Annotated in this window: 21 protein-coding genes, 5 pseudogenes and 1 riboswitch; of the genes and pseudogenes, 11 read left to right on the plus strand and 15 right to left on the minus strand. The window is 46.0% G+C overall.

The window, feature by feature from the left end; all coding sequences use genetic code 11:
* The first annotated feature begins 35 nt into the window (after positions 1-35).
* The 3 genes from BLO31_RS06790 to BLO31_RS06800 all read left to right on the plus strand — a co-directional run bounded on the left by BLO31_RS06790 (position 36) and on the right by BLO31_RS06800 (position 2,798).
* Positions 36-260, plus strand: a complete 225-nt coding sequence (locus tag BLO31_RS06790; RefSeq protein WP_070963820.1) for a hypothetical protein — start codon at positions 36-38, stop codon at positions 258-260.
* Between the two features lie 229 nt (positions 261-489).
* Positions 490-2,562 carry an NHL repeat-containing protein gene (locus BLO31_RS06795; RefSeq protein WP_070963823.1) on the plus strand — a complete coding sequence of 691 codons (2,073 nt, stop codon included), beginning with the start codon at positions 490-492 and terminating at the stop codon, positions 2,560-2,562.
* Positions 2,559-2,798, plus strand: coding sequence for a hypothetical protein (locus BLO31_RS06800; RefSeq protein ID WP_070963825.1), 240 nt, complete (start codon positions 2,559-2,561; stop codon positions 2,796-2,798). Before BLO31_RS06795 ends, BLO31_RS06800 begins: the two co-directional genes overlap by 4 nt.
* A gap of 109 nt (positions 2,799-2,907) precedes the next feature.
* On the opposite strand, the pseudogene BLO31_RS25285 reads toward BLO31_RS06800, so the two are convergent.
* The 13 genes and pseudogenes from BLO31_RS25285 to BLO31_RS06855 all read right to left on the minus strand — a co-directional run bounded on the left by BLO31_RS25285 (position 2,908) and on the right by BLO31_RS06855 (position 13,837).
* Positions 2,908-3,302, minus strand: a pseudogene (locus tag BLO31_RS25285) (class II fructose-bisphosphate aldolase).
* Complete coding sequence (locus BLO31_RS25290) at positions 3,302-3,760, minus strand: class II fructose-bisphosphate aldolase (protein ID WP_483855405.1); 459 nt, start codon at positions 3,758-3,760, stop codon at positions 3,302-3,304. The pseudogene BLO31_RS25285 and the gene BLO31_RS25290 overlap by 1 nt, the downstream one beginning before the upstream one ends.
* Positions 3,751-4,943 (minus strand): annotated as a pseudogene (gene nagA, locus BLO31_RS06810) (N-acetylglucosamine-6-phosphate deacetylase). Before nagA ends, BLO31_RS25290 begins: the two are co-directional and overlap by 10 nt.
* On the minus strand, positions 4,933-5,373 hold the full coding sequence (gene agaF / locus BLO31_RS06815; protein WP_070963828.1) for a PTS galactosamine/N-acetylgalactosamine transporter subunit IIA: 441 nt from the start codon (positions 5,371-5,373) through the stop codon (positions 4,933-4,935). The pseudogene nagA and the gene agaF overlap by 11 nt, the downstream one beginning before the upstream one ends.
* A gap of 54 nt (positions 5,374-5,427) precedes the next feature.
* Positions 5,428-6,312, minus strand: a complete 885-nt coding sequence (gene agaE, locus BLO31_RS06820) for a PTS N-acetylgalactosamine transporter subunit IID (RefSeq protein ID WP_070963830.1) — start codon at positions 6,310-6,312, stop codon at positions 5,428-5,430.
* Positions 6,302-7,078: a PTS N-acetylgalactosamine transporter subunit IIC gene (gene agaW, locus BLO31_RS06825; protein WP_070963832.1), complete on the minus strand. Its 777-nt coding sequence runs from the start codon at positions 7,076-7,078 to the stop codon at positions 6,302-6,304. Before agaW ends, agaE begins: the two co-directional genes overlap by 11 nt.
* 18 nt (positions 7,079-7,096) lie before the next feature.
* Positions 7,097-7,569, minus strand: a pseudogene (agaV, locus tag BLO31_RS06830) (PTS N-acetylgalactosamine transporter subunit IIB).
* A 41-nt stretch (positions 7,570-7,610) separates the two neighbouring features.
* Entirely contained in the window at positions 7,611-8,765 is a 1,155-nt protein-coding gene (locus tag BLO31_RS06835) for an SIS domain-containing protein (RefSeq protein ID WP_070963834.1), read from the minus strand.
* Positions 8,765-10,071: pseudogene (locus BLO31_RS06840) on the minus strand (D-tagatose-bisphosphate aldolase, class II, non-catalytic subunit). The gene BLO31_RS06835 and the pseudogene BLO31_RS06840 overlap by 1 nt, the downstream one beginning before the upstream one ends.
* A 9-nt stretch (positions 10,072-10,080) precedes the next feature.
* A complete protein-coding gene (gene agaR, locus BLO31_RS06845) occupies positions 10,081-10,857 on the minus strand; it encodes a transcriptional repressor AgaR (protein WP_070963837.1) in 777 nt (258 codons plus the stop codon).
* 335 nt (positions 10,858-11,192) lie between these two features.
* On the minus strand, positions 11,193-11,969 hold the full coding sequence (gene agaR / locus BLO31_RS06850; RefSeq protein ID WP_070963839.1) for a transcriptional repressor AgaR: 777 nt from the start codon (positions 11,967-11,969) through the stop codon (positions 11,193-11,195).
* Between the two features lie 117 nt (positions 11,970-12,086).
* Positions 12,087-12,299: a hypothetical protein gene (locus BLO31_RS25000; protein WP_342668969.1), complete on the minus strand. Its 213-nt coding sequence runs from the start codon at positions 12,297-12,299 to the stop codon at positions 12,087-12,089.
* A gap of 20 nt (positions 12,300-12,319) precedes the next feature.
* On the minus strand, positions 12,320-13,837 hold the full coding sequence (locus BLO31_RS06855; protein ID WP_342668970.1) for an SgrR family transcriptional regulator: 1,518 nt from the start codon (positions 13,835-13,837) through the stop codon (positions 12,320-12,322).
* A gap of 435 nt (positions 13,838-14,272) precedes the next feature.
* On the opposite strand from BLO31_RS06855, the gene BLO31_RS06860 reads away from it, so the two are divergent.
* The 7 genes and pseudogenes from BLO31_RS06860 (at position 14,273) to BLO31_RS06890 (ending at position 20,274) form a co-directional block, all read left to right on the plus strand.
* Positions 14,273-15,094 (plus strand): AraC family transcriptional regulator, encoded by an 822-nt coding sequence (locus tag BLO31_RS06860; protein ID WP_070963841.1) that lies wholly within the window; start codon positions 14,273-14,275, stop codon positions 15,092-15,094.
* A gap of 80 nt (positions 15,095-15,174) precedes the next feature.
* The gene (locus BLO31_RS06865) at positions 15,175-15,759 is read left to right on the plus strand and encodes a GNAT family N-acetyltransferase (RefSeq protein WP_070963844.1); all 585 of its coding nucleotides are present in this window, start codon (positions 15,175-15,177) and stop codon (positions 15,757-15,759) included.
* A gap of 281 nt (positions 15,760-16,040) precedes the next feature.
* Positions 16,041-16,391 carry an SH3 domain-containing protein gene (locus tag BLO31_RS06870; protein WP_070963846.1) on the plus strand — a complete coding sequence of 117 codons (351 nt, stop codon included), beginning with the start codon at positions 16,041-16,043 and terminating at the stop codon, positions 16,389-16,391.
* Positions 16,392-16,397: 6 nt separating this feature from the next.
* Positions 16,398-16,751: a hypothetical protein gene (locus BLO31_RS06875; protein ID WP_245688406.1), complete on the plus strand. Its 354-nt coding sequence runs from the start codon at positions 16,398-16,400 to the stop codon at positions 16,749-16,751.
* Between the two features lie 121 nt (positions 16,752-16,872).
* Positions 16,873-18,296: pseudogene (locus BLO31_RS06880) on the plus strand (coniferyl aldehyde dehydrogenase).
* Positions 18,297-18,434: 138 nt separating this feature from the next.
* Positions 18,435-18,573, plus strand: a riboswitch (FMN riboswitch).
* A 93-nt stretch (positions 18,574-18,666) separates the two neighbouring features.
* Positions 18,667-19,323, plus strand: a complete 657-nt coding sequence (gene ribB / locus BLO31_RS06885; RefSeq protein ID WP_070963850.1) for a 3,4-dihydroxy-2-butanone-4-phosphate synthase — start codon at positions 18,667-18,669, stop codon at positions 19,321-19,323.
* 186 nt (positions 19,324-19,509) lie between these two features.
* Entirely contained in the window at positions 19,510-20,274 is a 765-nt protein-coding gene (locus tag BLO31_RS06890; RefSeq protein ID WP_070963852.1) for a PilZ domain-containing protein, read from the plus strand.
* 21 nt (positions 20,275-20,295) lie between these two features.
* Here the strand turns inward: BLO31_RS06890 and BLO31_RS06895 are convergent, their stop codons facing one another.
* Both BLO31_RS06895 and BLO31_RS06900 read right to left on the minus strand, forming a co-directional pair.
* Positions 20,296-21,765: an Lcl domain-containing protein gene (locus BLO31_RS06895; protein ID WP_070963854.1), complete on the minus strand. Its 1,470-nt coding sequence runs from the start codon at positions 21,763-21,765 to the stop codon at positions 20,296-20,298.
* An 84-nt stretch (positions 21,766-21,849) separates the two neighbouring features.
* Entirely contained in the window at positions 21,850-22,803 is a 954-nt protein-coding gene (locus BLO31_RS06900; protein ID WP_245688407.1) for a GlxA family transcriptional regulator, read from the minus strand.
* Positions 22,804-22,878: 75 nt separating this feature from the next.
* Between BLO31_RS06900 and BLO31_RS06905 the strand changes: the two genes are divergently transcribed.
* Positions 22,879-23,403, plus strand: coding sequence for a cysteine hydrolase family protein (locus tag BLO31_RS06905; RefSeq protein ID WP_070963856.1), 525 nt, complete (start codon positions 22,879-22,881; stop codon positions 23,401-23,403).
* The last annotated feature ends 1 nt before the right edge of the window (position 23,404 follow it).

Below are 23,404 nucleotides of genomic sequence, written 5' to 3' on the forward strand. Positions count from 1 at the left end.
AGATACCGATTACAAGGTGATTTAAGGAGGCTAAAATGGAAAGGGAATATATCTACAAGGGTTTTGTCATACGTGAAGTTGGCGATCGTTATCAGCTTAAAATACGCGATGATCACACCGGACACCTCAAGCTCTACTATTCCAATGATGTGCGTTCGCTAACCAAAATAGTGGATGACTTGCGAAACTTTCAACGCCCCCCCAGTGAAAACAGTAAACCAAAGAAGCGATTTTGGAATGACCTGATTGAAGAAAGCTAACCCTAATAAAAAAGAACCTCATCGAAAAACTCGCAAGGCTCTCAATTTCAATTAACCAAAAATCAACTTCAAACCAAGCTATCGATAACTTACTCATCAACCGCGTTTGATCGCTAAAGAAGGTTCACAAATCTACTTTCTTTTAGTGATGCTTTTCCCTAGAAAATGGCGCATCTGCCCCTGACTGCTACATTCAAAAAAGCTTTTTACGTCAGTTAGGTATAATTTTATGGGAATCAAATATCAATCATATGTGGGCAGCGTTGATGACGCTTTGCCTTCGTTGCCGAGCCCAGCAATTGGTTCGGTGTCACTGAACACGCCAGTTGGCAATTGCATTGACCACTTTGGCAATATTTGGCTTGCAGATACCGCACACAATAGAGTGTTGGTATTTGACGGAAAGTTTAACAAACTGCTGGCAACATTTGGCAGTGTTGGGAGTGGTACGCAAGAGTTTAACATGCCATTTAGGCTACTTCCGCACCCCGAGAAGAACTGGATGTACGTCAGTGATATCGCCAATACGCGTATTCACATATTGGAATATGACAAAGCTTTGTTGATCCGTTCGATTAAACGTTTTGGTCAAGGTGGTCGCGCTAGCTTAAAAGGGCCAAATGGTCTTGCGTTTTTCGATGGAAAACTGTGCGTTGCAGACGAGTTTTATGAAGGTGAAGGCGGTGCTAGCCGGTTGGTGATCTTCAACGAGCAAGGAAAATGGCATAGCGAAATAGCGTCGATCTCTACAGAAGATGAAGATATTCACTTGTTATGGCCGCAAGGGCTTAGCACTGATGCTGAGGGTAATCTTTACATTGCAAATACTGGGTTTGGCAGCGTAGTTCGCTGCGATTGGAAGGGCAATGGCGTGCCTTTTGCCAGTGGCAAGCCTTACATCGACCACCTCGCTTTGGCTCGTGATGTTTCGGTGATAAAAAACAAGATCTTGATACCCGGTGGTGCGAACAACGCGATTGCCGCCTTTGAGATGGACGGGCGTCATGCAGGCGTGATCAGTGGATTCTTCTCTCCAATTCAGGTGACACAGGGCAAGGGCAAAAATGAGCTGCTGATCACCGAGCCAATACTGGCCCAACTGCAACGTCATCGTTTGGACCTTACTCAAGTGAAAGGTGGGGTCGAGGTTGGCACTGAGTTGATTGATTCGGTTGGCGACGAGAGGGATGGAGAAGGTCAGTTGCACTTTGTCACCGCGGCGACGGGTCATATCGACCCTAAATTGGCGAACTTGCCTGTCGAACAGCAAAGTTGGCTTGAAAGCTTGTGGAACAAGCAGATTCAAACTCAAGAATCTTGGTTTAAGCTGTTTCAGTCCGAACACACCCCTGCGCTGGTCAGTTTAACCTTGAACACTCAACTAGAATGGATGCAGCGCTGGCAGCAAACTTGGATGCGAATTCTTTTCAATGATTCGTTCGATGATCCAAAAGAGCTACTATGGATGGTGGATGCGGGTAACTTCCAGTTACAGGCGACCGAAACGGCTCAACACGATGCCGCTAGGCCTGCGAGTTTACCTTTACTCCCCGGTTCATTAGGGGTTGTGGCATATCGTCCCAAAACGCGTTTACCGGGCCAAATTGATGCTGATTTGCCAATGATTATTGTCGGAAACTACTTAACGGGAATCATCTCGGTGTATCAATATGACAACGCCATTGGCGAGCTAATCCCTTACACAGTGTTTGGTGGTATGGGGGATGACAAACATCAGTTTAACAAGCCGCAAGGTATCGCCGTTGATCCGGTGAGCAATGATATCGTTATCGCTGATTCTGGAAACAATCGAATTTCGCGCTGGAAAATCACCGAACTCGGCACGGCAAGTCAAGTTTCGGTTTTTGGCAAGCTAGGAGATGAAAGTGGTGAGTTTCACACGCCAACAGATGTGACGTTTGACTCTGAGGGGCATCTGTTTGTCACCGATCAAACCAACAATAGAATCGAAGTCTTTGACCAGCACAACAAGTGGATGTCTAGTTTTGGTCAAGAGGGCTACGGTAAGGCGAATAGTAATCTATTATTACCTACTAGCATTGAGTTTGATAATGGCTATCTATTTGTATCGGACTTAGTGAACAGAGCGATTAAAGTGTTTGATCTAAAAGGACAGTTTGTAGAAAGCTTCAGTGGGTTTGGCGCAAATCCCGAGACGGGACAGTTATGGATGCCGTACTTATTGCACGTCAAAAACGGGGTGATTTACTTACCAGATTGCGCACTTAATCGCATTAACATTTACCAGTATCAGTTTGAAGAGCAAGGAGAGCAGAAATGAACGATATTCTGAAAAAGGCTCGAAATAAAAGGCGCAAACATCAACAACAAGCAGAGCCGATAAGTATTCAGCAAAAAGAGTACAGCGAGCTAATTCTAGCTGAGTTTGAAGAAACGATTGAACACTGTAAAAGTGAGCAAAGCGCAGAAAGCAAGCGAGATAAGTTAGAACAGCTTAAGAGTAAGCATCAAGAGGTTAACAACCAACACTCTCTTACTGCGCCCAACGAACTTTAGGTAATGTTAAAGTGTCCTTTTTCACTAAACTGCAAGTTGGCAAGGACAATAAAAAAGGGTGCTGAAATCATCAGCACCCGATACACCTATAGGGGGGAAGGTGTAGAAGTTAAATCTTTCCCTCGCTTCCGCAAAGTCTAATTTTGTCTATAACAACCTCTTTCATCGCTGCCTTACCAGGGCTGATGTATTTGCGAGGGTCGTTGGCAGATGGGTTATCCGCAAAGTGTTGCTTCACGGCGTCAGAGAAGGCAATTTTTAGCTCAGTCGCTACGTTTACTTTGCAAACGCCAAGGTCAATACAGCGACGAACCATCTCATCGGGAACACCTGAAGCACCGTGTAAAACTAGTGGAATATCAACCACTGAACGGATTTTATCAAGGCGGTCAAAGTCCAATCTAGCTCTGCTTTGTACATGCCGTGGGCGGTACCAATGGCTACGGCCAGAGAATCGATCCCAGTTCTTCGTACAAACTCTGCTGCCGAACCCGGGTCAGTCATCAAGCATCCGCATCGTCGACAATCAGGTCATCCTCTTGGCCGCCTAGGCGACCTAGCTCAGCTTCTACGCTGGCATCGTATCGATTACTGAACTCGACAACCGAGCGAACAATGTCGATATTTTGGTCAAATGCATGGTGCGAACCGTCAATCATGACAGAGCGAATGCCGTGCTTAACCTTGTATTGAATATCAGACAACTCTTCATGGTGATCGAGATGCAATACCAAAGGCATGCTGTGTTTCTGCGCCGCTTCTTTACAGATACTGATTAGGTAATCCGTGCCAGCGTAGTCATAAGTGCCAGGTGTACCAGCAAGGATAACGGGAGAGCCCATTTCAGAAGCGGTTTCAACAATCACTTGAACCGTTTCTAAGTTGTGAACGTTGAATGCGGGAACGGCGTAGCCACCGAGCTGGGCGCGTTTAAGCATTTCGCGAGAAGAAATCAGATACATATAGCCTCCTGACGGGCTGGAGCGTCAGCGCTAAAAACAAGACGTCCGTTAACCCAAGAATTTTCAATAGAGAATTGAGTATTGATGGCAACCATAGAAGCGGATTTTCCTACTTCTAACGTACCGAATTGATGGTCAATACCCAGAGATTTAGCTGGCGTTAATGAGGCGCGAAGCCACGCCTGTTCGAAAGGTATATCAAGCCATTGATGAAGGTGCACAACGGCTTGGTTAAGAGTGAGTGTGCTGCCTGCCAAACTGCCGCAAGCAGTAGTGACAACACCGTCTTTTACTTCGACGGAGTGTTCACCTAGTTGATAGGTACCATCAGGCATACCAGCGGCACTCATGGCATCAGTTATTAGAGTAAGTCTTTCACCGCAGCAGCGGTGAGCGATATCAATAGCCGTTGGATGAACGTGGTGGCCATCGGCAATGATTTCTACAAAGCTGTCTGGGTGGCATAATCCCGCACCGACTACGCCGGGATCGCGGTGGTGAAGACCACGCATGCCGTTGTAACAGTGCACGATACCGTTAGCTCCGGCTTTTAGAGCGGCGTCGACTTGATCAAAGCTGGCGTCACTGTGGCCAATCATTACTTTGACCCCTTGCTCATTGAGGTATTCAATCGCTTGAATTGCACCGACTTTCTCTGCGGCAAGCGCGACGGTGATAAGTTGGTTATCGCTGTAGGAGATCCAGTTTTCTAATTCATCGAGAGAGAGCTCTCTAAACCACTCAGTAGGGTGGGCGCCCTTGTGACGCGCAGTGAAGTAGGGGCCTTCTAAATAGGCGCCAAGGAGTTCGGCTCCCTCTAACCCCGCGGCTTTGCTTTTTGCGACCTGTTTTAATGCATTGCGAATACGCGCAACGGGGGCGGTAACTGTAGTGGCCACAAACGCCGTTACCCCTTGCTGAGCAAAAAACAGAGACATGGTATTGAGCTGTCGTGGCTGGCATCCATTACGTCACAGCCCATTGCGCCGTGCACATGAGTGTCGATAAGACCCGGCATTAAAGACTGGTTCGGCAAATCGACACAGGAAGGATGACGTTCCGGGTCATATTGCTCAATCGCGACAATTTTTCCCGACTCATCAACGGATACAACTCCGTCTTCTAACCAAGTTTTACAGTGTAAAACTTTGGCCGCGTGATAGTGGGTAAGGTTAGATACCATCTTCTTCTACCGCTTGTTTTGGTTCGGCGTTATTGTTCATTTCGTCAAACAGCGAGGTAATGCCTCTATGTCCGCATTCAACTGCCTGTTGTCGGAATAGGGTCAGTGTTAGTTCGTCTCTTTCCAACAGCATTTCGGCTGCCATTTGCATATTGGTGCCTGTTACCACCTCAATATCTTGTCGCTCTTGGCTTAGTAGTGAAGCGGTTCTAAATGGCGTGCCACCAAGTAAGTCGGTCAGAAAAACAATGCCTTCTCCGCTATCTAGCTCTGAGATAGCGTTTCTCATTGCTTCTTCTAACTGAGGCGTGGTCATATCGACGGGGAAGTCAATCGCCTTGAACTGAGGCTGCTCGCCAATCACCTGAACGATGGCGGCTTCTAGACCCGAAGCAAAGGCACCATGACCTGAAAGTACAACTGCAATCATTTTCTTTTCCTTAATGAGGGCCATCCATTGGATGGCCCGAGAGCGTTAACTTGTTTATAGGAAGCCCATAAAGCGGCCAACAACACCTAACGTCACGGTAATACCGATCAGTTTGAGTGGACTCCAACCACGCTTGACCAGTGCGAACATGCACAAGGTGTAAACCAGTGGAAGGAAAGCAGGCATTAACTTGTCGATTACGTCGGCTTGCAGTTTTACTACTGCGTCACCGGCGGTGATTTCTGCTGTTGTTGATAGACGTACATAGGTCGCAACTAGCGCACCGATGACGGTCATACCAACCATTGATGCGGCATGCCCCACCTTCTTGGTATTGGCTTTTATCACTGGTATGGCAGCCACACCCATGCGATAGGCGTAATGCGCCAATCCGAAGCGAAGACCAAAGTGCACCACGTTAAAGAGAACGATAAAGAACACCGCACCCATGATGGAGCCTTGAAGCGCAAGGTCGGCACCGATACCGCCACAGATTGGCAACAGAGTTAACCAGAACATAGCGTCCCCGATACCACCCATAGGCGCACCGACCGCGATTTTGGTATTTTGAATACTGCTGACGTTCTGCTTAGAACGCTCCATCGCCAAGATGATGCCCATAACGAAAGTCACTAGGAATGGGTGTGTGTTGAAGAAACCCATATGACCTTGCATCGCTTTTGACAGGTCCGCTTTATTGGTGTGAATCTTCTTCAAAGCGGGCAGTAGACCGTAAAGCCAGCCTGAGGCTTGCATACGTTCAAAGTTGAACGATGCTTGCAGTAGCAGTGAACGCCAAGCCATGCGGTTGATATCTGCTTTAGTCAGTTCTACACCGACCTCTTTGTTCTCATACTCGTCTGCTGGAACTCCTGGCGCAGGTTGCACGGCCGGATCCGTTGCGCGTACATCAATTTCGTTACTTACATTAGATTCCATCTTCGTAGTCCTCTGCTGGAGCGGTTACAGGTGCGGGTTCGGTTTTACGCATAAAGTCAATGATTGCCATGGCCGTTGCGGCAGCAGCGATGGCGAGGATAGGAAGTTCAATCCACGCAGCGGCCACGAAGCCAAGAATGAAGTAAGGGATGTAGGCATTTTTCATCATGATCTTCATCAGTACTGCGAAGCCAATCGCAGGCATGATTCCACCAGCAACACCAAGCCCATCAATCAGATCTTTTGGTAAGGTTTCTACGATTTTGCCTGCGTGCTCGGCACCAAGGTAAATTGGAAGGAATGCACACAAGAAGTAGAAGGTGCCAAGTACTGCCAAGGCCATGTAGTTGATCTTTTCAATGCCGTTGGTATCGGCAGATTGCGCGTACTCGTCACACTTAGACATGACTGCTGACATCGCCGAGAAGAGTAGCGTGATGCCCATTTGTACTGCGACGGCGAACGGAACGGCGACACCGACGGCAACGTTAGGTTCTACTTTTGTTGTGATAGCAAACGCAGTACCCACGATGGTGCCTATGATTACGTTTGGTGGCTGTGCTCCTGCCAATGGGGCTAGACCCATCCAGATGAGTTCTAAAGTACCGCCAACCAGAATACCGGTTTGCAGATCACCTAGGATTAGACCCACTAACGGTCCCAAAACCACTGGTCGGTGGAAGTGAGTCAAACCGTTAAAGAGGTCAAGACCAGCGACAAAGGCTAGGATGCCTAGCATCAATGCCTGTAATAGTCCTATTTCCATAGCTGTTGTCCTTTTGTGTTAAATGAGGGAATAGAGGTTAGTTGCGCTTTCAGTAGGTACCCCTTGAATCGAGCAGGAGACACCTAGCGCTTTTAGTTTTTCAAATTCCGAAACGTCGTCAGAATCAACTGATACCGTTTTGGAAATTTGGTTTTTGCCTTCGGCGTAGTGCATGTTGCCGACATTGATATTGGCGATGGGAACGCCGCCCTCTACCAACTGGCGAAAATCTTTTGGAGTTTTGCAAACCAACAGGATGCGTTGGCGATCTGCGGCTTTGTGTATGGTGTCGATAGCCTTTTGCACACTCCAGAAACGGATGGCGATACCATCGGCGAGCACCATTTCCATCAAGTTTTGTTGAATGGTGTCTTCGGCCACCTCTCGTTGACGACGACAATGATGTTGGCATCGGCAAAGCCTACCCACTGAACTCCGACTTGGCCGTGAACCAAGCGCTCATCAATTCGACTTAAAACAATATTTGGCATAGGGTTGTCCTTATTAAAATAGTTTTTGTTTCACGTTGTTTTTATTGATATGGGTAGATGGTTACGCCTTGTACCACCCGGTTTACCTCGCCTGTCGGACAAGGGTTATCTGGTCCTAGGCCCAAGTTGAGCGACTTTTCAAACGCCAACATTTGGCAAAATACGATGTAGGGGAAGCAGAGCCATGCGTCATCTAGGTCGGTATGTCCAAGTTCAAACATCAACTCTGTATTGACGGGCTGTTGGCCCAATACCACGTGCAGCAAGGCTTGTTGATCCCCTTTAATCTCGTTAAATAGGTCCAAATCGTACTGCTGGGTATACTCATCACCAGAGAGCATCTGAATAACCAAGGCGCGCTCGTTGATAGTGAACTTAGGGCCGTGTCTAAAACCGAGAGTCGAATCGAAACAGGTCATCACTTGACCAGCGCTTAGCTCTAGAGATTTGAGCGAAGCTTCGCGGGCTAATCCGGCGAATCCACCGCTGCCAAGTACGATTAATCGGTCGTATTGGCCTTTGGCTATCGCTTTAACAGTGAGCTGCCACTGGTTGATTTTCTCTTGGCATAGGCGTGCGACTGTCTCAATTGGATCGTTCCAACTGCTTGGCATGGATTCACCAAAAATCGCTAATGTGGCCATCAACATGCAGCTAAAACTGGATGTCATGGCAAAACTCTTGTCGTTTGAACCATTTGGCATCAAAACGCAGTATGCGTTGTCTGCACCTAGTGCACGCTGAGATAAAGCGCCGTCTTGGTTACAGGTCAAAAACAGGTGATAGCTTTTGTCGACGATTTGGTCGACCAGCTCTACGGCTGCCACGCTTTCTGGGCTGTTACCTGAGCGGGCAAAAGAAACCAGCAAAGTGGGACGATTGGCATCCAAATACTGCTCTGGGTTAGAGACGATATCTGTGGTTGGGATCGACTCGACTCGGTGTTTCAGGCTTTTCTGAATAAAAGGTGCAGCGGCATCACCGACAAATGCAGAGGTTCCCGCACCAGTTAGAATAATGCGCAGATCACTCTGTTCGGTGAGAGGAGAAAGAAACTGGCTCAATTGGGAAAAGTGTTGCTGTAAACTCTCACTGAGCTCCAACCAAAGCTTTGGCTGTTGGGTGATCTCTCTAGCGGTATGGATGGCATTGTGTTCCTCCAACCACTGTGAGTGATAACTTAAGTAACTGGTCATCAGATGGTCTCCTTACTAACCGCTGAGTTGTAGAAACAGGCTTGGGCGTACATTTCCATCACTTCCATGACCTTATGGATGACGATGTCAGCGGGTGTGTTTTTAATTTGGTTTTGGGTTATGGCCTTAACTTGGTTAGGTAGATATTGACTTAACAAAGTGGTCGGCAGTGGTTGCTGGACAAGGTTGTCAAAAAGCGCGTGTTGAGCTTTTTGCACTGACGCATGAGTCCAGTAGTAACGAATTCGGTCACTCAAGCTGTAAGAGCAGTCAAGGTATTGCTGGTGGCCGTGACTGTGGTAGTGAGAGTGCCAGTAATCGGGCTCTTCACGCATGACGCGTTCAATGGTGTCGCGCAGGTGAGCCGACTGAACTGGTCCCAGCCACTCTTTTTCCGCTTGGTCTAAAGCGAATAGGGCTTCTCGCAAAGCAAACGTGAGTGCAGGTCCCACTTTGAGAATGGCAAAGTGATCTTGGACCAAAGAGTGGTACGCTGCTGGATTTTGGTAATCTGTCGAGTGCGCTTCGTAAACCAGATGGGGTTGGCTTTCGACCATTTTGGCTAGAGATTTGGCCTCTTTGTGGTCGTAGTGGTGAACCGTGTGGTGATCAAACTCAACACCGGGCTGTACTACTAGGCCAATTACTCGTTGCCAAACGTTGGCGAGACCGAGGTTGCTAAATGCCAGATGGTGAGCATTTAACGTTTCTTGTGCTTGTTGTGGCGTGGTGACTTGTAAGCTTCTTCTTCAAGAGATTCAAGGGCGCCACCCGGCGTTGGTACTTCTGTACCGACAACATAGACAGGCGCTTCACCTCCTCTGATCTTCCACGCTTTTTCTGCGACCTCACACAATCGAGCAGCGCGCTCTGCCATTAGGGTTTCTGAAAGCGGCAGAGTATCGTCTGAGCAAGGCATTGAACAGTCTAGGTGTATTTTGCTAAATCCTGCTAACACATAGTCGTTGATCAACTGGTCGGAAAGGGCCATGGCCTCTTCTGCGGTTTTGCTTTGCCAGCAGTTTGGTCCTAGGTGGTCGCCACCAAGGACGACTTTGCTGCGTTCAAAGTTGAGTTCGTCAGCGAGTGAGAATACGCAATCGGCAAAGTTGGCGGGTGTCATACCCGTATAGCCGCCAAATTGGTTTACTTGGTTTGACGTGGCTTCAATTAACACAAGCTGATCGTCTTTTTGGGCTTGTAGTATTGCGGCTTTCAAAACAAGTGGATGGGCAGAGCAAACGGAGTAAATTCCGATCGGAGCGCCTTGTTTATGTTTCTGTATCAATGAGATTAAGCTATTCATTGTGGCTTCCTAGTTTACGGTTTGGTCGGCGATGATGACGGTCACGCCGAGTTCAAGCAGAGCTTGATGTAAATCGGTAGGTATATGTTGATCGGTAACCAGAACGTCGATTTGAGCCGCAGCTCTTATGGTGCAAAAACTCTTGCGGCCAAATTTGCTTGAATCGGTAACCGCAATGACTTGACGAGAAACGTCACACATAGTGCGATTGATCTGTGCCTCGTTGCTGTCTGGTGTGGTCACTCCGGCTTCAAGGTCAAATCCATCTACACCTAAAAACAGCTTGTCGAACAGGTAAGAGCGGATCTGGTGTTCACCGTGGTGACCCGTCAACGAGCACGAAGCTCGACGCAGTTCACCGCCGACAACGTGGAGATCGACATTTTCATAACTGCTAAGTTGATAAGCCGTGTTAAGGGCATTGGTCATCACCGTGAGTTTTTGCTTATCAGCTAAAAATTGCGGCATCAACGCAATGGTTGAGCCCGAGTCGAGCATGATGGCTTCACCATCTTTAACCAGCTTTGAAGCGGCGAGTGCCAAAGACTGCTTTAAACTGCGGTTGAGCTGATCTTTTCGGTGTAAGGGCTGGTCGAACGCAAAATTGGGGTTAAGGGTTGCGCCACCGTAACAGCGAAATACACAGCCTTCTTTTTCCAATACGTTTAAATCGTGGCGAATGGTGACCGCTGAGACGTTAAAACGGCTTACAAACTCATCAACTTTACCCGCCCCATGCTGGCGGATGTGATTCATTATTTGCTGTCTTCGTTGGGCACTTGTCATACCTACCTCTAAATCTTTCACTTGGTTTCACTCTGAAGTGAAATTTGTTTCGATTTCTTTTGTTTGTATTAGAGCAGTGAAAGAGAAAGAAAAGTGAAAGCCAGATCACAAGGGGTGAGCTTTCGTTTTGGTGCTAAAAACCTTTCGTTTCATGCAAAGTGAAAGACTTTGCTTTCGATATGAGCCTAGTAGCGTTTTAGGTGGTGGGGCTTTTGTGGAAATTCACAAGCGAAAAAGCGAAAGGGTGGGTAAAAAACGTGCTGGAATGGGGGTTTCGAATTGGCGAATGACGGGGATCACAAAATGATAATTATGGGAATTTTCTAAGGGAAAAACTAAAGGTTTTTGTCGACGATATGGACGTCGATACCATGTGCAGTGAGTTGCTCAACGTACTGGTCGGAGATACCGCTATCGGTGATCAAAATATCCACTTCACTTAAACTGGCGATCAGGCAAAAGCTCTGTCTATCAAACTTGGATGAATCGGTGACGGCGATAACGGTCTGGGCCACGTCGACCATTTTTCGGTTGATATCTGCTTCACCGCGATGGGGGGTCGTGATACCTGTCTTGATATCAAAACCATCAACGCCAAGAAAGAGCTTGTTAAAACGGTAGTGGGTAAGCATCTCTTCCCCGCCCGCGCCGTGAAGGGAATAGGAGTTTTTCCGCAGTGTTCCACCGCATACCATGACCTCAATATCCGACTGGTTTGCCAGTTGATAGGCGATGTTTATGCCATTGGTCATCACCACTAAATGTTGACGGTTTTTTAGGTGCAGGGCGACTTGTTCCGTTGTCGAACCGGAATCGAGAATGATGGTATCCCCTTCGTCGACTAAAGAAGCGGCGTATTCACCTATCGCTGATTTAAGTGAGCGATTTAGCTGTTTTTTATCTTGTAGAGGCTGGTCAAAAGCGAACTGATTGTTTAAAACGGCACCGCCATAACAGCGAGTAATACAACCTTGTTTCTCTAAGACATTGAGATCGGTGCGAATGGTGACTTCGGATACGTCAAATTGCTGCGCAAACTCATTCACCTCACCTTTTTGGTGAGTCTGAATATGTTGCAAGATGGCTTCTCTACGCTGCGCAGTTGTTGTCATAACACTCGATGGAATAGTTTAAAGGCTCGATAAGAATAACCAGAATCACATTCAGATCAAATGGTTATTTTTTTAATCGGCATGTCTTAATCTATTCACGGTGAAAGCTAACCCTCCTTAACTCGGAGTCCACGCGTTGCGAATATCCGGCCAGCCCCAGTTGGTTAGTTCGACATCCTTGATAATGCCGTGAAAACGCAGAGTTTGCTTGTGTGAAAAGAAAGGGACTAACCAGTCTCGGCTGACGAGTATCCAGAATATAGGCTCAATACCAGCTATGTAGTCTTTCAATTCCGTATTAGCGCGCACTTCTCTCAAAGAACTGAGCATCCAGTCACTCATACTCGGGCTTAAACAGCTTGAATGATTGGGCTGTGAAACAAGCTGCTAAACGCCGAAGAATGAAAGTTATCATCAAGGTTAATGTTGGTAATAAGCATGTCTTCTTCAAGTGAGTTTAAGCGTGTCTGTTCGGTTAGCTCTCTATATGAGTAAGTGTTTACTATTACTTCAATACCAATCTTACTAAGGATGCTTTTGACTGCTTGTGCGATATTAAACAAGGTTGAATAGTCGTAAATCGCAATGGAAAGCGTCTTTGGCAATTTGACCTGCTCACCCTCCGGTCGCTTGACATAGGTCCAAAAGGGCAATAGGTGGCCGGATACTTCGTGTCCCCATTGCTTCTCTAAAGCTTGGATCTCTTCGAGAACCGTCTTGCTGTCCACCAAGTCTGCTAAGTACTTTCGCTGTGCGTCTGACAAGGATGACTTTGAAAAATGATTAAACAACATAAACAGGCAGCCATCTTCCACACGAGTCTGCTTTACGTCGCTGGCTTTGTGGTCGCTACAGTGTTGAGTGAGGTAATAATTGCACTCTTTGCTTTCTACTGATGCTTGTTGAGAAGCTTTAATACCTTGATGTGCATCACCGGATTCATCTAAGTGCCAAATTGTGACGACGTCGGTCAATGCTCTAGTCGCGTAATAACGTTCGAATGCTTGCAATCGAAGACGTCTATCTGAATGCTCAACGACTTCAAAACAGCCAGAACCGACGACATTTTTTCCAACGCCGTGAATCGCTTGATTTGGTGGTTGAATAGAGAATTTGATCCCAGAAAGTAACCCGCCAAAACCTAGATCAGGCTCCTTTAAATCAAACACGATCTGTCCGGGAACGGGAGAATAGACTCGCTCTAGGTGGCCAAGCTCTGCTTGATAATTGGTTAAAGTGGCCAAATGCTCAAAGAGTGTAACTATGCTATTGGCATCGATAGACTCACCGTCGTGGAAGGTGAGTCCTGGGCGAAGATAAAAGCACCATTGATATTTTTCTTCGTCGTAGTGCCAGTGGTGAGCAAGTTGCGGTTCCAACTCCCCCTTTCTATTACTTCCGACTAAGCAGCAATAGACTTGTCTAATTAAATAACGTTCGCTGGAACGGTGAGACTCATGCGGTAACAGGGCTTCAAAAGCCCTCTTGTAAGTCAGCTGAATATGCATACGACCTTCGCGGTATGTGGCACCAGATGTTCTTTGTAACAACCGCCCAAATGCACTCTGATCGTGATTTAAAATCGAGAGTGCTTTTTCATATTTCCCCGCGCGTATTCTCTCGGTAGCAAGGGCTTCCATTAGAGATTGTGGCTCTTGATGTAGCAGTAACGTTGAACGTTGATTGCGCCCCGGTTTTGGCTGCCAATCTAACCAGTGGAGTTCTTGCATTTGGTGCATCAAATTACGCGCATGCCTAGGGCTGGTGTACATAGATTCCGCTACGTCTGTAAGAGTCGTAAGCAAAGGCTTACCCACACCGAGTGGTGTAAGGCGTTGGTAATAGCGCAGTAAATTTAAGTCGGTCACATCAACTCCAGGTGAAGAGAGCAGCGGTCGGTATTAAGGCCGGAAGTCGCTTTGGAACCACCATTTTACCTTGTTTAGGGATTTGAAAATAAGAACAGCATCAAGTTGTTTGTTCCCCTTTTAAGGCATTTATTGCTGTAGGACATTGAAAACGACAATCTATCACAATTAACCGGAAGGATTTAGATACAAGTTGGCAGTGTTTGTTTTTCCTATTATCGGTCATACTGACGTTTCATTGGTTAGATTGGTGTTTAACCTTTTTAGCAAAGTAGTCTTCGCACTTTTATGCTCTATGACACCTCCAGTCTACGGCGGATTCTACTTTGCTCGTTTTCATTTTATTTCTCTGATACTTGATAGCTTTCGCTGATCTCTGCTTTCGCGCTATGATAATTGCGTAATAGATTGAGTTTGGGTGCAAAAAGAAAAGCGATGATCACTTGGAAACAAGCGTTACCGGATTTTGAATGGTTGATACATCAAGTTTGGTATTTGCAAGTAGAAGAAGGGGACGACTTACCAGCTTTGCCCAAGCTTATCCCGAACCCCAGAGCACACATTCTTTTAACTCCCGCTGCGCAAAAGTACTGCTACCAAAGTGATACCGACACCTTTTCAGGATTTGGGAGCCATTTACTGACCGCGAGTGATCAAATACTGACCTTACACGAGCAGTTTCCCCTTCAACGCTTTGGAATCACTTTGCAACCCGAAGGCCTGTATCACTTGTTTGGCGATACACATCTAGCGATCAATCAATGCCAGCAACCGGATTGGTTGGTAACGACATTTAACCCTTTTTTTCAATCCATCAAATGGAATGAGATCACCGCGGAAAAAGTTAAGACCCAGTTGTATGAGTTTCTGCAACAACAAGGCTTTGAACCTAAGCGGGACAAAGCCAGTCAACTGACCCGCTCGGTGATTTCTGTTATCGATGGCAATCGAGTTTCCGTGGCTATTGATTGTCTTGCAAAGCGATGTTGTGTTACCCGCAGAACTTTGGAACGTTCATTTAAACAGGTCACCGGATTATCGCTTAAGCAGTATCAAACTATGATGACGTTAGAAAAGATGGTGCTAGCCATTTACGAGCGTGGGCAAGTGACGGATTGGGCAGCGTTTGCACAAGAATTTGGTTTTAGCGATCAACCTCATTTGATTAGACATTTAAAAAGGCAGTTGGGTGCAACGCCAAGTGGTTACTTGTCTAACCGAGATTTGACCTTAGATATATACGGAGATTTTGAATAGGTCGCCAGTTTTTGTCGCAAATGTTCAATTCTAGTCAGCGCAAAATCTTTAACATCCCCTGCCTAGTAAGAGGAAACCGTATGTCTTTTTCAAAGCTTAAGCAGGGGTTTAGCATCCCATTTAATACAAACTGTACCATTCGTTTAATTCAGCACTCTGATTTAGAAGACGTCATTGAGGTGCTCGATGATCATCGAGTTAATCAGTATCTCTATTTTGCACCTGCGGATAGGTCTCTCTATACAGGGTACTTTACACCCATTATTGAAAATACCAGACAAGCTATTGCAAATGGCCAGTGGCCTGATAATCCGACGTTTGTCATTCGAGATAAAAACGGTCAATACATGGGAATGACTGCTGTCACCCGTGTGATGTTTTTAAACGGAAACTTTGAAGTAGGCTATCAATTGCCGTTTCACGCGTGGGGACAAGGAATTGCAACTTGCGCTTGTCAACTGATGACAAAGCTGGGCTTTGAAGAGCTCAAGGCTCATAAAATTGGTGCGGATTGCTACGGTAGTAATCTTGGTTCCTACAAAACGTTAGAAAAATGCGGCTACGCAAAAGAGGGGCAGCAGAGAAACTATTATCTGACAGATCAAGGTTTCGACGATAAGTTGATTTATGGACTCAGCAAACAGCGCTATTTTGACAGTGTATAGCTCAACCTAAGTAGCACGGGACTTTTATGGCGTTTTGCTTACAAATTCAAACGGTTTGATTCTATTAGTTTCATATCTTGATGTGCTATTTTATTACATGTTTTTATTTGCCTATTCAATGGTATAGCAATAGCTTAAGGTTTAGCAGAAGAGGAACATGAGCGAAGCAAAGCTTCTTCACTCGATGACTCTTCGACTAACCGAATCTCAGCCTCAATAGGAGCAGTCACTGCCGCTCTTATTTGGGTGTTGTTTTATCCAAAACTGAATAAGAAGAAATCGTGAAATACAAAGTTATCAAAGCCTATACCGACGCACCAGAGGTGCCGATTCAAATCTCAGTAGGTGAGAAATTACAGTTCGTTAAAGACTCCGAGTCTGATGGCCCTTGGGCTAATTGGATTTATTGTAAGGGCGTTGATAAAGAAGGGTGGGTGCCAAAACAAATTTTACAGTTTGGAGAATCTGAGCTTACCGTCACCCAAGACTACATCGCTACAGAACACAGCCTAACGGAAGGTGAAGTGCTTGTTAAAAAACGCGAGTTAAACGGTTGGATTTGGGCGGAAAAGGAAACAGAGTTGGGCCAGTTCGCGTGGGCTCCCCTCAACCACCTTATCCAGCTCGATTAAGAGGAAATGATGAAGCAGATACTTGTTTTTACTCTTATTGCCAATGCAGTATCTGCTTTATTGGTTGTTTCAGTTAACCATTTTACTGATTTTCTGGGCCTAAAAACTTTAGCCGATTACGCCTTTTTTGTTGTGATTTTGCTATGGGGCACGGCCGCATTGTTCTGGATGTATCCCCCTCAAGGTGGATTCGCTTCCTCAGATGATCGGGCTGAGAGTGTCGCCGATTCAATGGTGGATAGAAGTGAGTCTAATGCCATTGATGAATCACGTTACTCAGACAATACTCTTTTTTGCCTCAAAATGGCCTTGTCTGGTACCCCTGCTTTTCTGCTTTGCTTTTTAAGTTATTGGCTTTAATCCTTCTCTCTGTTAACTAACAAACTCACTGATAGCCTTTTTGCTTTATGTCGTGCTAGGCAAAGACAATTTATTTCGGGTTAGCTAAAATTATTAGCAGACTAATAATAGGAAGTTGGCTATGGAGAAAGTGATCGAGTTGAGTCGCTGGCACAAAGAGCATGTGAGATCCGAAGAAGAATTAATAGCTCTCTTTGGTGAAGTTAGCCAGTATTACAATGCCGAACCTTACCCCACGTATGATCAAAGAGTTGCCCGAATCACTCGACTCAAGCAAGCCCTTCTCGAACATCAAAAGGCGCTGGTACAAGCCATGTCGGAAGATTATGGTCAACGGAGCGAATTCGACAGCCGAATTTGTGACGTTTTGCCTTCGGTAGAGCATATTAATTACACACTGAAAAACCTTAAATCTTGGATGAAGAAAAGTAAGCGCAACAGCGGATTGTTACTCTTCCCTTCCAAGGTACAAGTGCTGTATCAGCCCGTCGGAGTAGTTGGTGTTATCGTCCCTTGGAACTTCCCAGTGTTTCTGAGTATAGCTCCGATAGTCACTGCGTTAGCGGCAGGTAATCGCGTTATGGTTAAGCTCAGTGAATTTACTCATCAAACTAACCAAGTTCTGAGTCGGATATTTTCCAGCGTGGAAGGCCACGTCTTTGCCATCGAAGGTGAGACAGATATTGCTAACTATTTTGCGCATTTGCCATTTAATCATCTCTTGTTTACTGGTTCGACAAAGGTTGGGCGACTGGTTGCACAGGCGGCTGCAAAAAATCTCACTCCAGTGACACTAGAGCTTGGCGGAAAGTCACCAGTCATAGTGGGTGATGATATGCCAATTGAAAACGCAGTAGAGCAAATTCTTCTGGGCAAAACCATCAACGCGGGGCAAGTCTGTGTAGCACCTGATTATGTGTTGTTGCCAAAAGGAAAAGAACGACGCTTTGTACGTGAGTATCTCAAGCGATATCAAGAGATTAATCAAACTGAGCCTAGCACAACCATTATCACCGAAGACCATTTTTTAAGGCTTTATGCTTGGTACAAGATGCGAAGAGCTTAGGTGCTTCTATACACACCCTAGATCGCAAACCAGATACGGGTCGCGTGATGGAACCTCATTTAATCACTGGTGTTACCGAAAATATGCTGGTGGCTCAAGAAGAAATTTTTGGCCCAATATTGCCCATTTTGCAGTATAGACACATTAATGAGGCGATTGCGTATGTGAAGCAAAAACCGCGCCCCTTAGCGCTCTATCTGTTGTCTGAAAACGAAGAAGAGATTGAACAGGTCAGCCAGCAAACCCACAGTGGCGGACTGGCTATCAATGATACCATTCTTCAGGTTGCTGCCCACGATGCTCCCTTTGGTGGCATAGGTGAGTCAGGAATAGGAAATTATCACGGATATGAAGGTTTTCAGCGCTTTTCTCATGCTAAAACCACGTTATCAACACCTATTTGGTGGCCTCGGACAAAGTTGGCTTTAAAACAGAAAAAATTAGTGGATAAAGTGCTTAAGTGGTTATTTGTACGATAGAAGTAACTATACCTGCTTTATTTTTCTAAGCGAAACCCCTACCATATGGGCTCCTTGCGATAGTGCAGGGCAAACAGTCGTTTTTCAAACTCATTTGATGAGAGAAGCTCATCAATCGAAAGTTTTGATTAACTAGTAGTAAATTCTCAGGGCGGGGCGAAATTCCCCACCGGCGGTAAACCCTTAGGGTGAGCCCGCGAGCGCTCGATTTTCGAGGTCAGCAGATCTGGTGAGAAACCAGAGCCGACGGTTATAGTCCGGATGAAAGAGAATAAAACACGAGTTCTAAGCAAAAAGAGCTCGTGCGTTTAGTGTTGGATTTTATCCCTCTTACCAAAGCCCTGATTCTGGTCATTTTTTGGAGTAAACCATGAATCAGCTATCTTTACTTGCCGAATTCGGCGACCCTATTCAACGTGTAGAAAATGCCATTGCCGCGCTTAAGCAAGGCCATGGAGTTTTGCTTTTAGATGATGAAGATCGTGAAAACGAAGGTGATATCATCTATTCCGCCGAACATCTTACCTCTGCGCAAATGGCACTGATGATCCGCGAGTGCAGCGGTATTGTTTGTCTATGCCTTACCGATGAGCAAGCGACGCGTCTCGATTTACCGCCTATGGTTGTCGACAACAACAGTAAAAACCAAACGGCGTTTACCGTTACCATAGAAGCGAAAGAAGGTGTGACGACCGGCGTATCCGCCCAAGATAGAGTAACTACCATTAAAACCGCGATAAACCCTAACGCTAAGCCTTGCGATTTGGCGAGACCGGGACATGTTTTTCCGCTCCGTGCTCGCAAGGGAGGGGTAATGGCTCGTCGTGGTCATACGGAAGGCACGGTAGACTTGATGCAGATGGCAGGGTTATCACCCGCAGGCGTATTGTGTGAAGTGACCAACCCCGATGGAACCATGGCAAAAACCCCAGAGATCGTCGCCTTTGGCAAACTGCACGGCATGCCAGTTCTGACTATTGAAGACATGGTTCTCTACCGCCAAAAGATGGACCTGAAATTAGCTTAAGGTTCACTGTTTGTTGTTTTGTAAAGGCAGCTTCGACTGCCTTTATTGTTTTGCGCCGATTTCAATCACGGTTGCTTTACATTGTAAATTTTACTTTCTGCAATCTTTCATCCTAAGCAACTTGTTGAAATGGCATTCTTGACATATACGTTATTAGATAAAAATAACAATGTCAGGACGGCTAAGATGGATTCTACAGAAACCTCGCAAGAAACCCCGGTCTTAACAAGCGAAAGTTCACCACCGAGCAATCGAATGGAAGAGCCTTTGACTCAAGTTAAATATGGTGAAGACGCGTTTTGTCATGTGGTGCCTTTAAGTGAAGCTGCTTTTCAGGTGGCTACCCCAACGGGCAAAGCGCTTAAATGCCGCTCTAAATACGTCGGTATTCACTCTAAAAACCTGCTGCTTTTCGAAATGCCAGATGTATCGCCAAAAGATGTGGCTATCTTTTTTCAACGGGGCTATGTGATCACCGCGTGTGTTATTTCTTCTATTGGTGGCGGGGAGCGTATTTACTTTAAGAGTAAAATTGAATACGTCGTTCAAGCTGGCGACAACAGCATTTTTTTGGTGACACTACCTTCTGCCACTCAAACGGCAGGTGGGTTGAGAGCAGAAGCGCGTTTGCAAATTTCACTAGATGGGGTGCTTGACCCCAATGGTCGAAAACAGATTTGCAAAATAAAGGATATTTCAAGACAAGGGTGCCTACTGCAAATTGAAAGGGATATCTGTCACTTAAAAGTGAATGACGCAGTTGAGATTACGGTTTTTGATACGGATGACCACTCTACTAGCAGTACGTTGACGGGACAGGTAAAAAACAAAAAATCATCGGCTCAGTATTGTAAACTCGGGATTTTGTTTGAAGAAGAGTCACTCGACAGTTCCAGCGCTTTGGTTGAACGCCTTCACTTTTGTCGAGTCACTCAGCAGTTTTCTTTGTAGTCCGGTCAGAACTTCTGCACCTCATTTCTTTGCGGGGATCTCGTCGGCGCTAAGGTAACCGTCGTTATTACTATCTAGACGACCAAAATGGTTTGCCAGTGGACCTTTTGCTTCGCTTCGAGAGATTTTACCATCGCCATTTTTATCCATCTTAGCTGGAAACATGCCACTTTTTCGATTTAGGCTTTTTGCGCTTGAAGAAGACGATGTTCTATTTGAGCTAGCGCTGTTAATAAAAGTCTGACTGGCTCTTTCGACATGTACTGGTTTAGCGACTTTAGTGATGTCTCCTCCGGTAACACAGCGAACCATGTTCTCGACTCTTACTGCATCGCCCTGTGGGCCATGTCCATCTGGATAGGGATTGCTGTTCCCCGATTTGGGGTCACTGCGCTGAGCGCCAGCTCCGTGTACATCGATCCATTGGCCGTTCATTTTCCCCATTGAACGTCCAAACGCGATGTAAGCAGCATTAGCACCATTGCGCATATTTCGATGTGTTGTACTGCTCCAATAATTTGCGTAGTCCGTCTCACCTGCTTCGTTGGTGATTGCCGTTATATGGAAAAGTGGATCAATAGCCGCTGAAAAGGAGGTTTCGGGTGAACGGGTGTAATCTACAATGGAGTGCAGTTCTTTTATATCGGGCAATCGCCAATCTGAATGACCAGCCAGTTCTAAATTTTCACAATATTTAAGTGCCTGTGGCCATTTCATACTGCTTTGGCTATCAGAACGTTGCCAAGTAAGACCCGTCGAGTTGTCTGTGATTGTACTCTCATCTGTATTGACGAACTGATTGCTGCCGTAGGCAGGGTTATCTCTGACTAGCAATACGTAGAAGGTCTTTCCGCTTCCTCCTCGGCCGCGCATTCCATACCCTTTGATTCGACCATCAATAAAGTTAACCCCAAAAACGGTGTCATCGCGAATCATGGTTTTAGAAACGTATTTAGTTGAAGAGACAAACTGACTGTCGATCAAACGCTCTCCTGCTTGCGTATCACCAGAATTGATCGAAAATACGGTCTGGTCTAGGAAGGGAACGAGGTCAATGTTTCCACTTTGCCTAATTCCGCTAGGATCTTGACCATCAAACAATATGAGGGAGTAAAGTTCTTTAATATTTGGTAATCGCCAGTCATTGTACCCAGAGAGCGACAAGGCGTTAGCGTAGGTTATCGCCTCTTGATAAGTCATTTTATCCGTGGCGTTGATTTTGCCATCACCGTTGGTGTCAGTGGTTTGAGTCCACATTAAACCCGTAACTGTGTCGGTAACCGTGCCGTCATCGTTTACGTGATAGCTTGGCTGATTCCCTTGGTACTGGGCATCCTGACCCGTAAAAGTCGAGTGACTAGGACAAGAGGAAAGCACGCGCTTTTCGTCAAAACACTGAGTCTGAGAAGTATCAACGATCGGATAGCTGATATCGGCGAAAGCGTGAAAGCTGAGAAAGGCGAGCAAAGGTAGGGTATTTACAGTTTTCATAAACATTCCATGTATGTAAGCGATGTAAATATTCTAGAAACAAATAAGTAAAGCAGTGCTAAAGCGCGGTAAAGAAACGTAAAGTTAGCGTCTCTTAAACCGACGACGAAACTCGCTAGGGGTGAGTCCCATCAGTTTTACAAATACTTTGCGACATGCACTGGCATCTTCGTAACCCGCGTTTAACGCAATGAACTCAAAACTGTCGTTAGAGGCTTCAAGCCTGTCGCACATATGCTGTACCCTAACTTTTTGAATATATTGCACTGGCGTTATCCCCGTCGCTTTGACAAAACGACGTTGAAAAGTTCGTATGGTTAAGTTCACTTTAGCTGCGAGGTCACCTATCGGTAAAGGATGCCGGATTTGATTGCTAATATATTGCTGAACTTCGATGATTCGCTTATCTCCATGCAAATAGCTTGGAGTGAACTGTTGATAGTAGGTTTGCCGTCTTGGTGCCGTATCTATAACGAGTGTCTTGCCAAGATCTCTTGCTACTCTTTCATCGCTAAACCGACTGACTAAGGCCAGCGCCAAATCTAACCAAGACATCATTCCGCCAGCACTGATTACATCCGAATGGTCGATAAGAATGGCATCAGGTTCCAAGGTTAGTTGAGGGTAGTTGTGTTTAAAGGATTCAACTAACCCCCAGTGGGTAGTTAATGACTTTTGCTGGGCGGCATGAGTTTGAGCCAACAAAAAAGCACCAGCACAGGCAGAAGTCAAAATGGCGCCTTGCTGGTGGTGTTGGTCTAGCCAAGAAGAAAGTGCGGCTTGTGGTTTTGAGTAAAATTCGGGGTTGGTACTTGGAGGCAAGAAGATCACAGCATAATGTTCGTCGACAGCGGTAAAGCTATCGACGATTTTAGGGGCAAAATTTACCTCTAAGCCCAGTCGCTCGCAAAGGCTATTGGCCATTTCAAACAGCTCCTTCCATCCGTAGATAGCGGACATTGAAGCAAACGGATAGTGACAGATAGCAATGTTGACGGTTGACATAGGGTGTGTCGTAAATGAACTGTTTTGTGTCATTTTAGACTCTGTTGGCAGGTTATAAAAGTGCAGATAATGGATTTTTCATTCACACGACTTTAGAGAAACCAAAAAATGAGCAAAACAGCATTAGTGGTCATTGACCTACAAAACGACTATTTCCCTCAAGGTAAGTACCCACTTTGGAACACGGATAACACGCTAAACCAGGTATTGAAAATGATCGCGCTTGCGAATGAGAAAGGGATGCCGGTGATACATGTTCAGCATGTTGCCGATCCAGCTCTTGGTCTAGCGCCATTTTTTGTAAAAGGAACGGATGGCGTTGAGATACACTCAAAAATTGTCGACGCTGCCCCGCAAGGAGAAGTTGTTGAGAAAACTCGTGCCGATAGTTTTGAAGGTACCAAACTAAAAGAAGTACTTGAAAAACACGCGGTAGAGGAGCTTTTGCTATGCGGTATGATGACGCAAAACTGCGTTACCCATACTGCTCTATCAAAGTCTGCACAAGAATACAAAGTATCGGTTGTTATGGATGCCTGTACTACGGTTGATGAAATGATCCACAAGATTGCACTCAATGCCATATCGACCAAAGTCGAGTTGGTGACGGTGGATGGATTGGTGAATGCCTGAG

This window comes from Vibrio sonorensis, from assembly GCF_001854765.1.
Lineage (GTDB): Bacteria > Pseudomonadota > Gammaproteobacteria > Enterobacterales > Vibrionaceae > Vibrio > Vibrio sonorensis.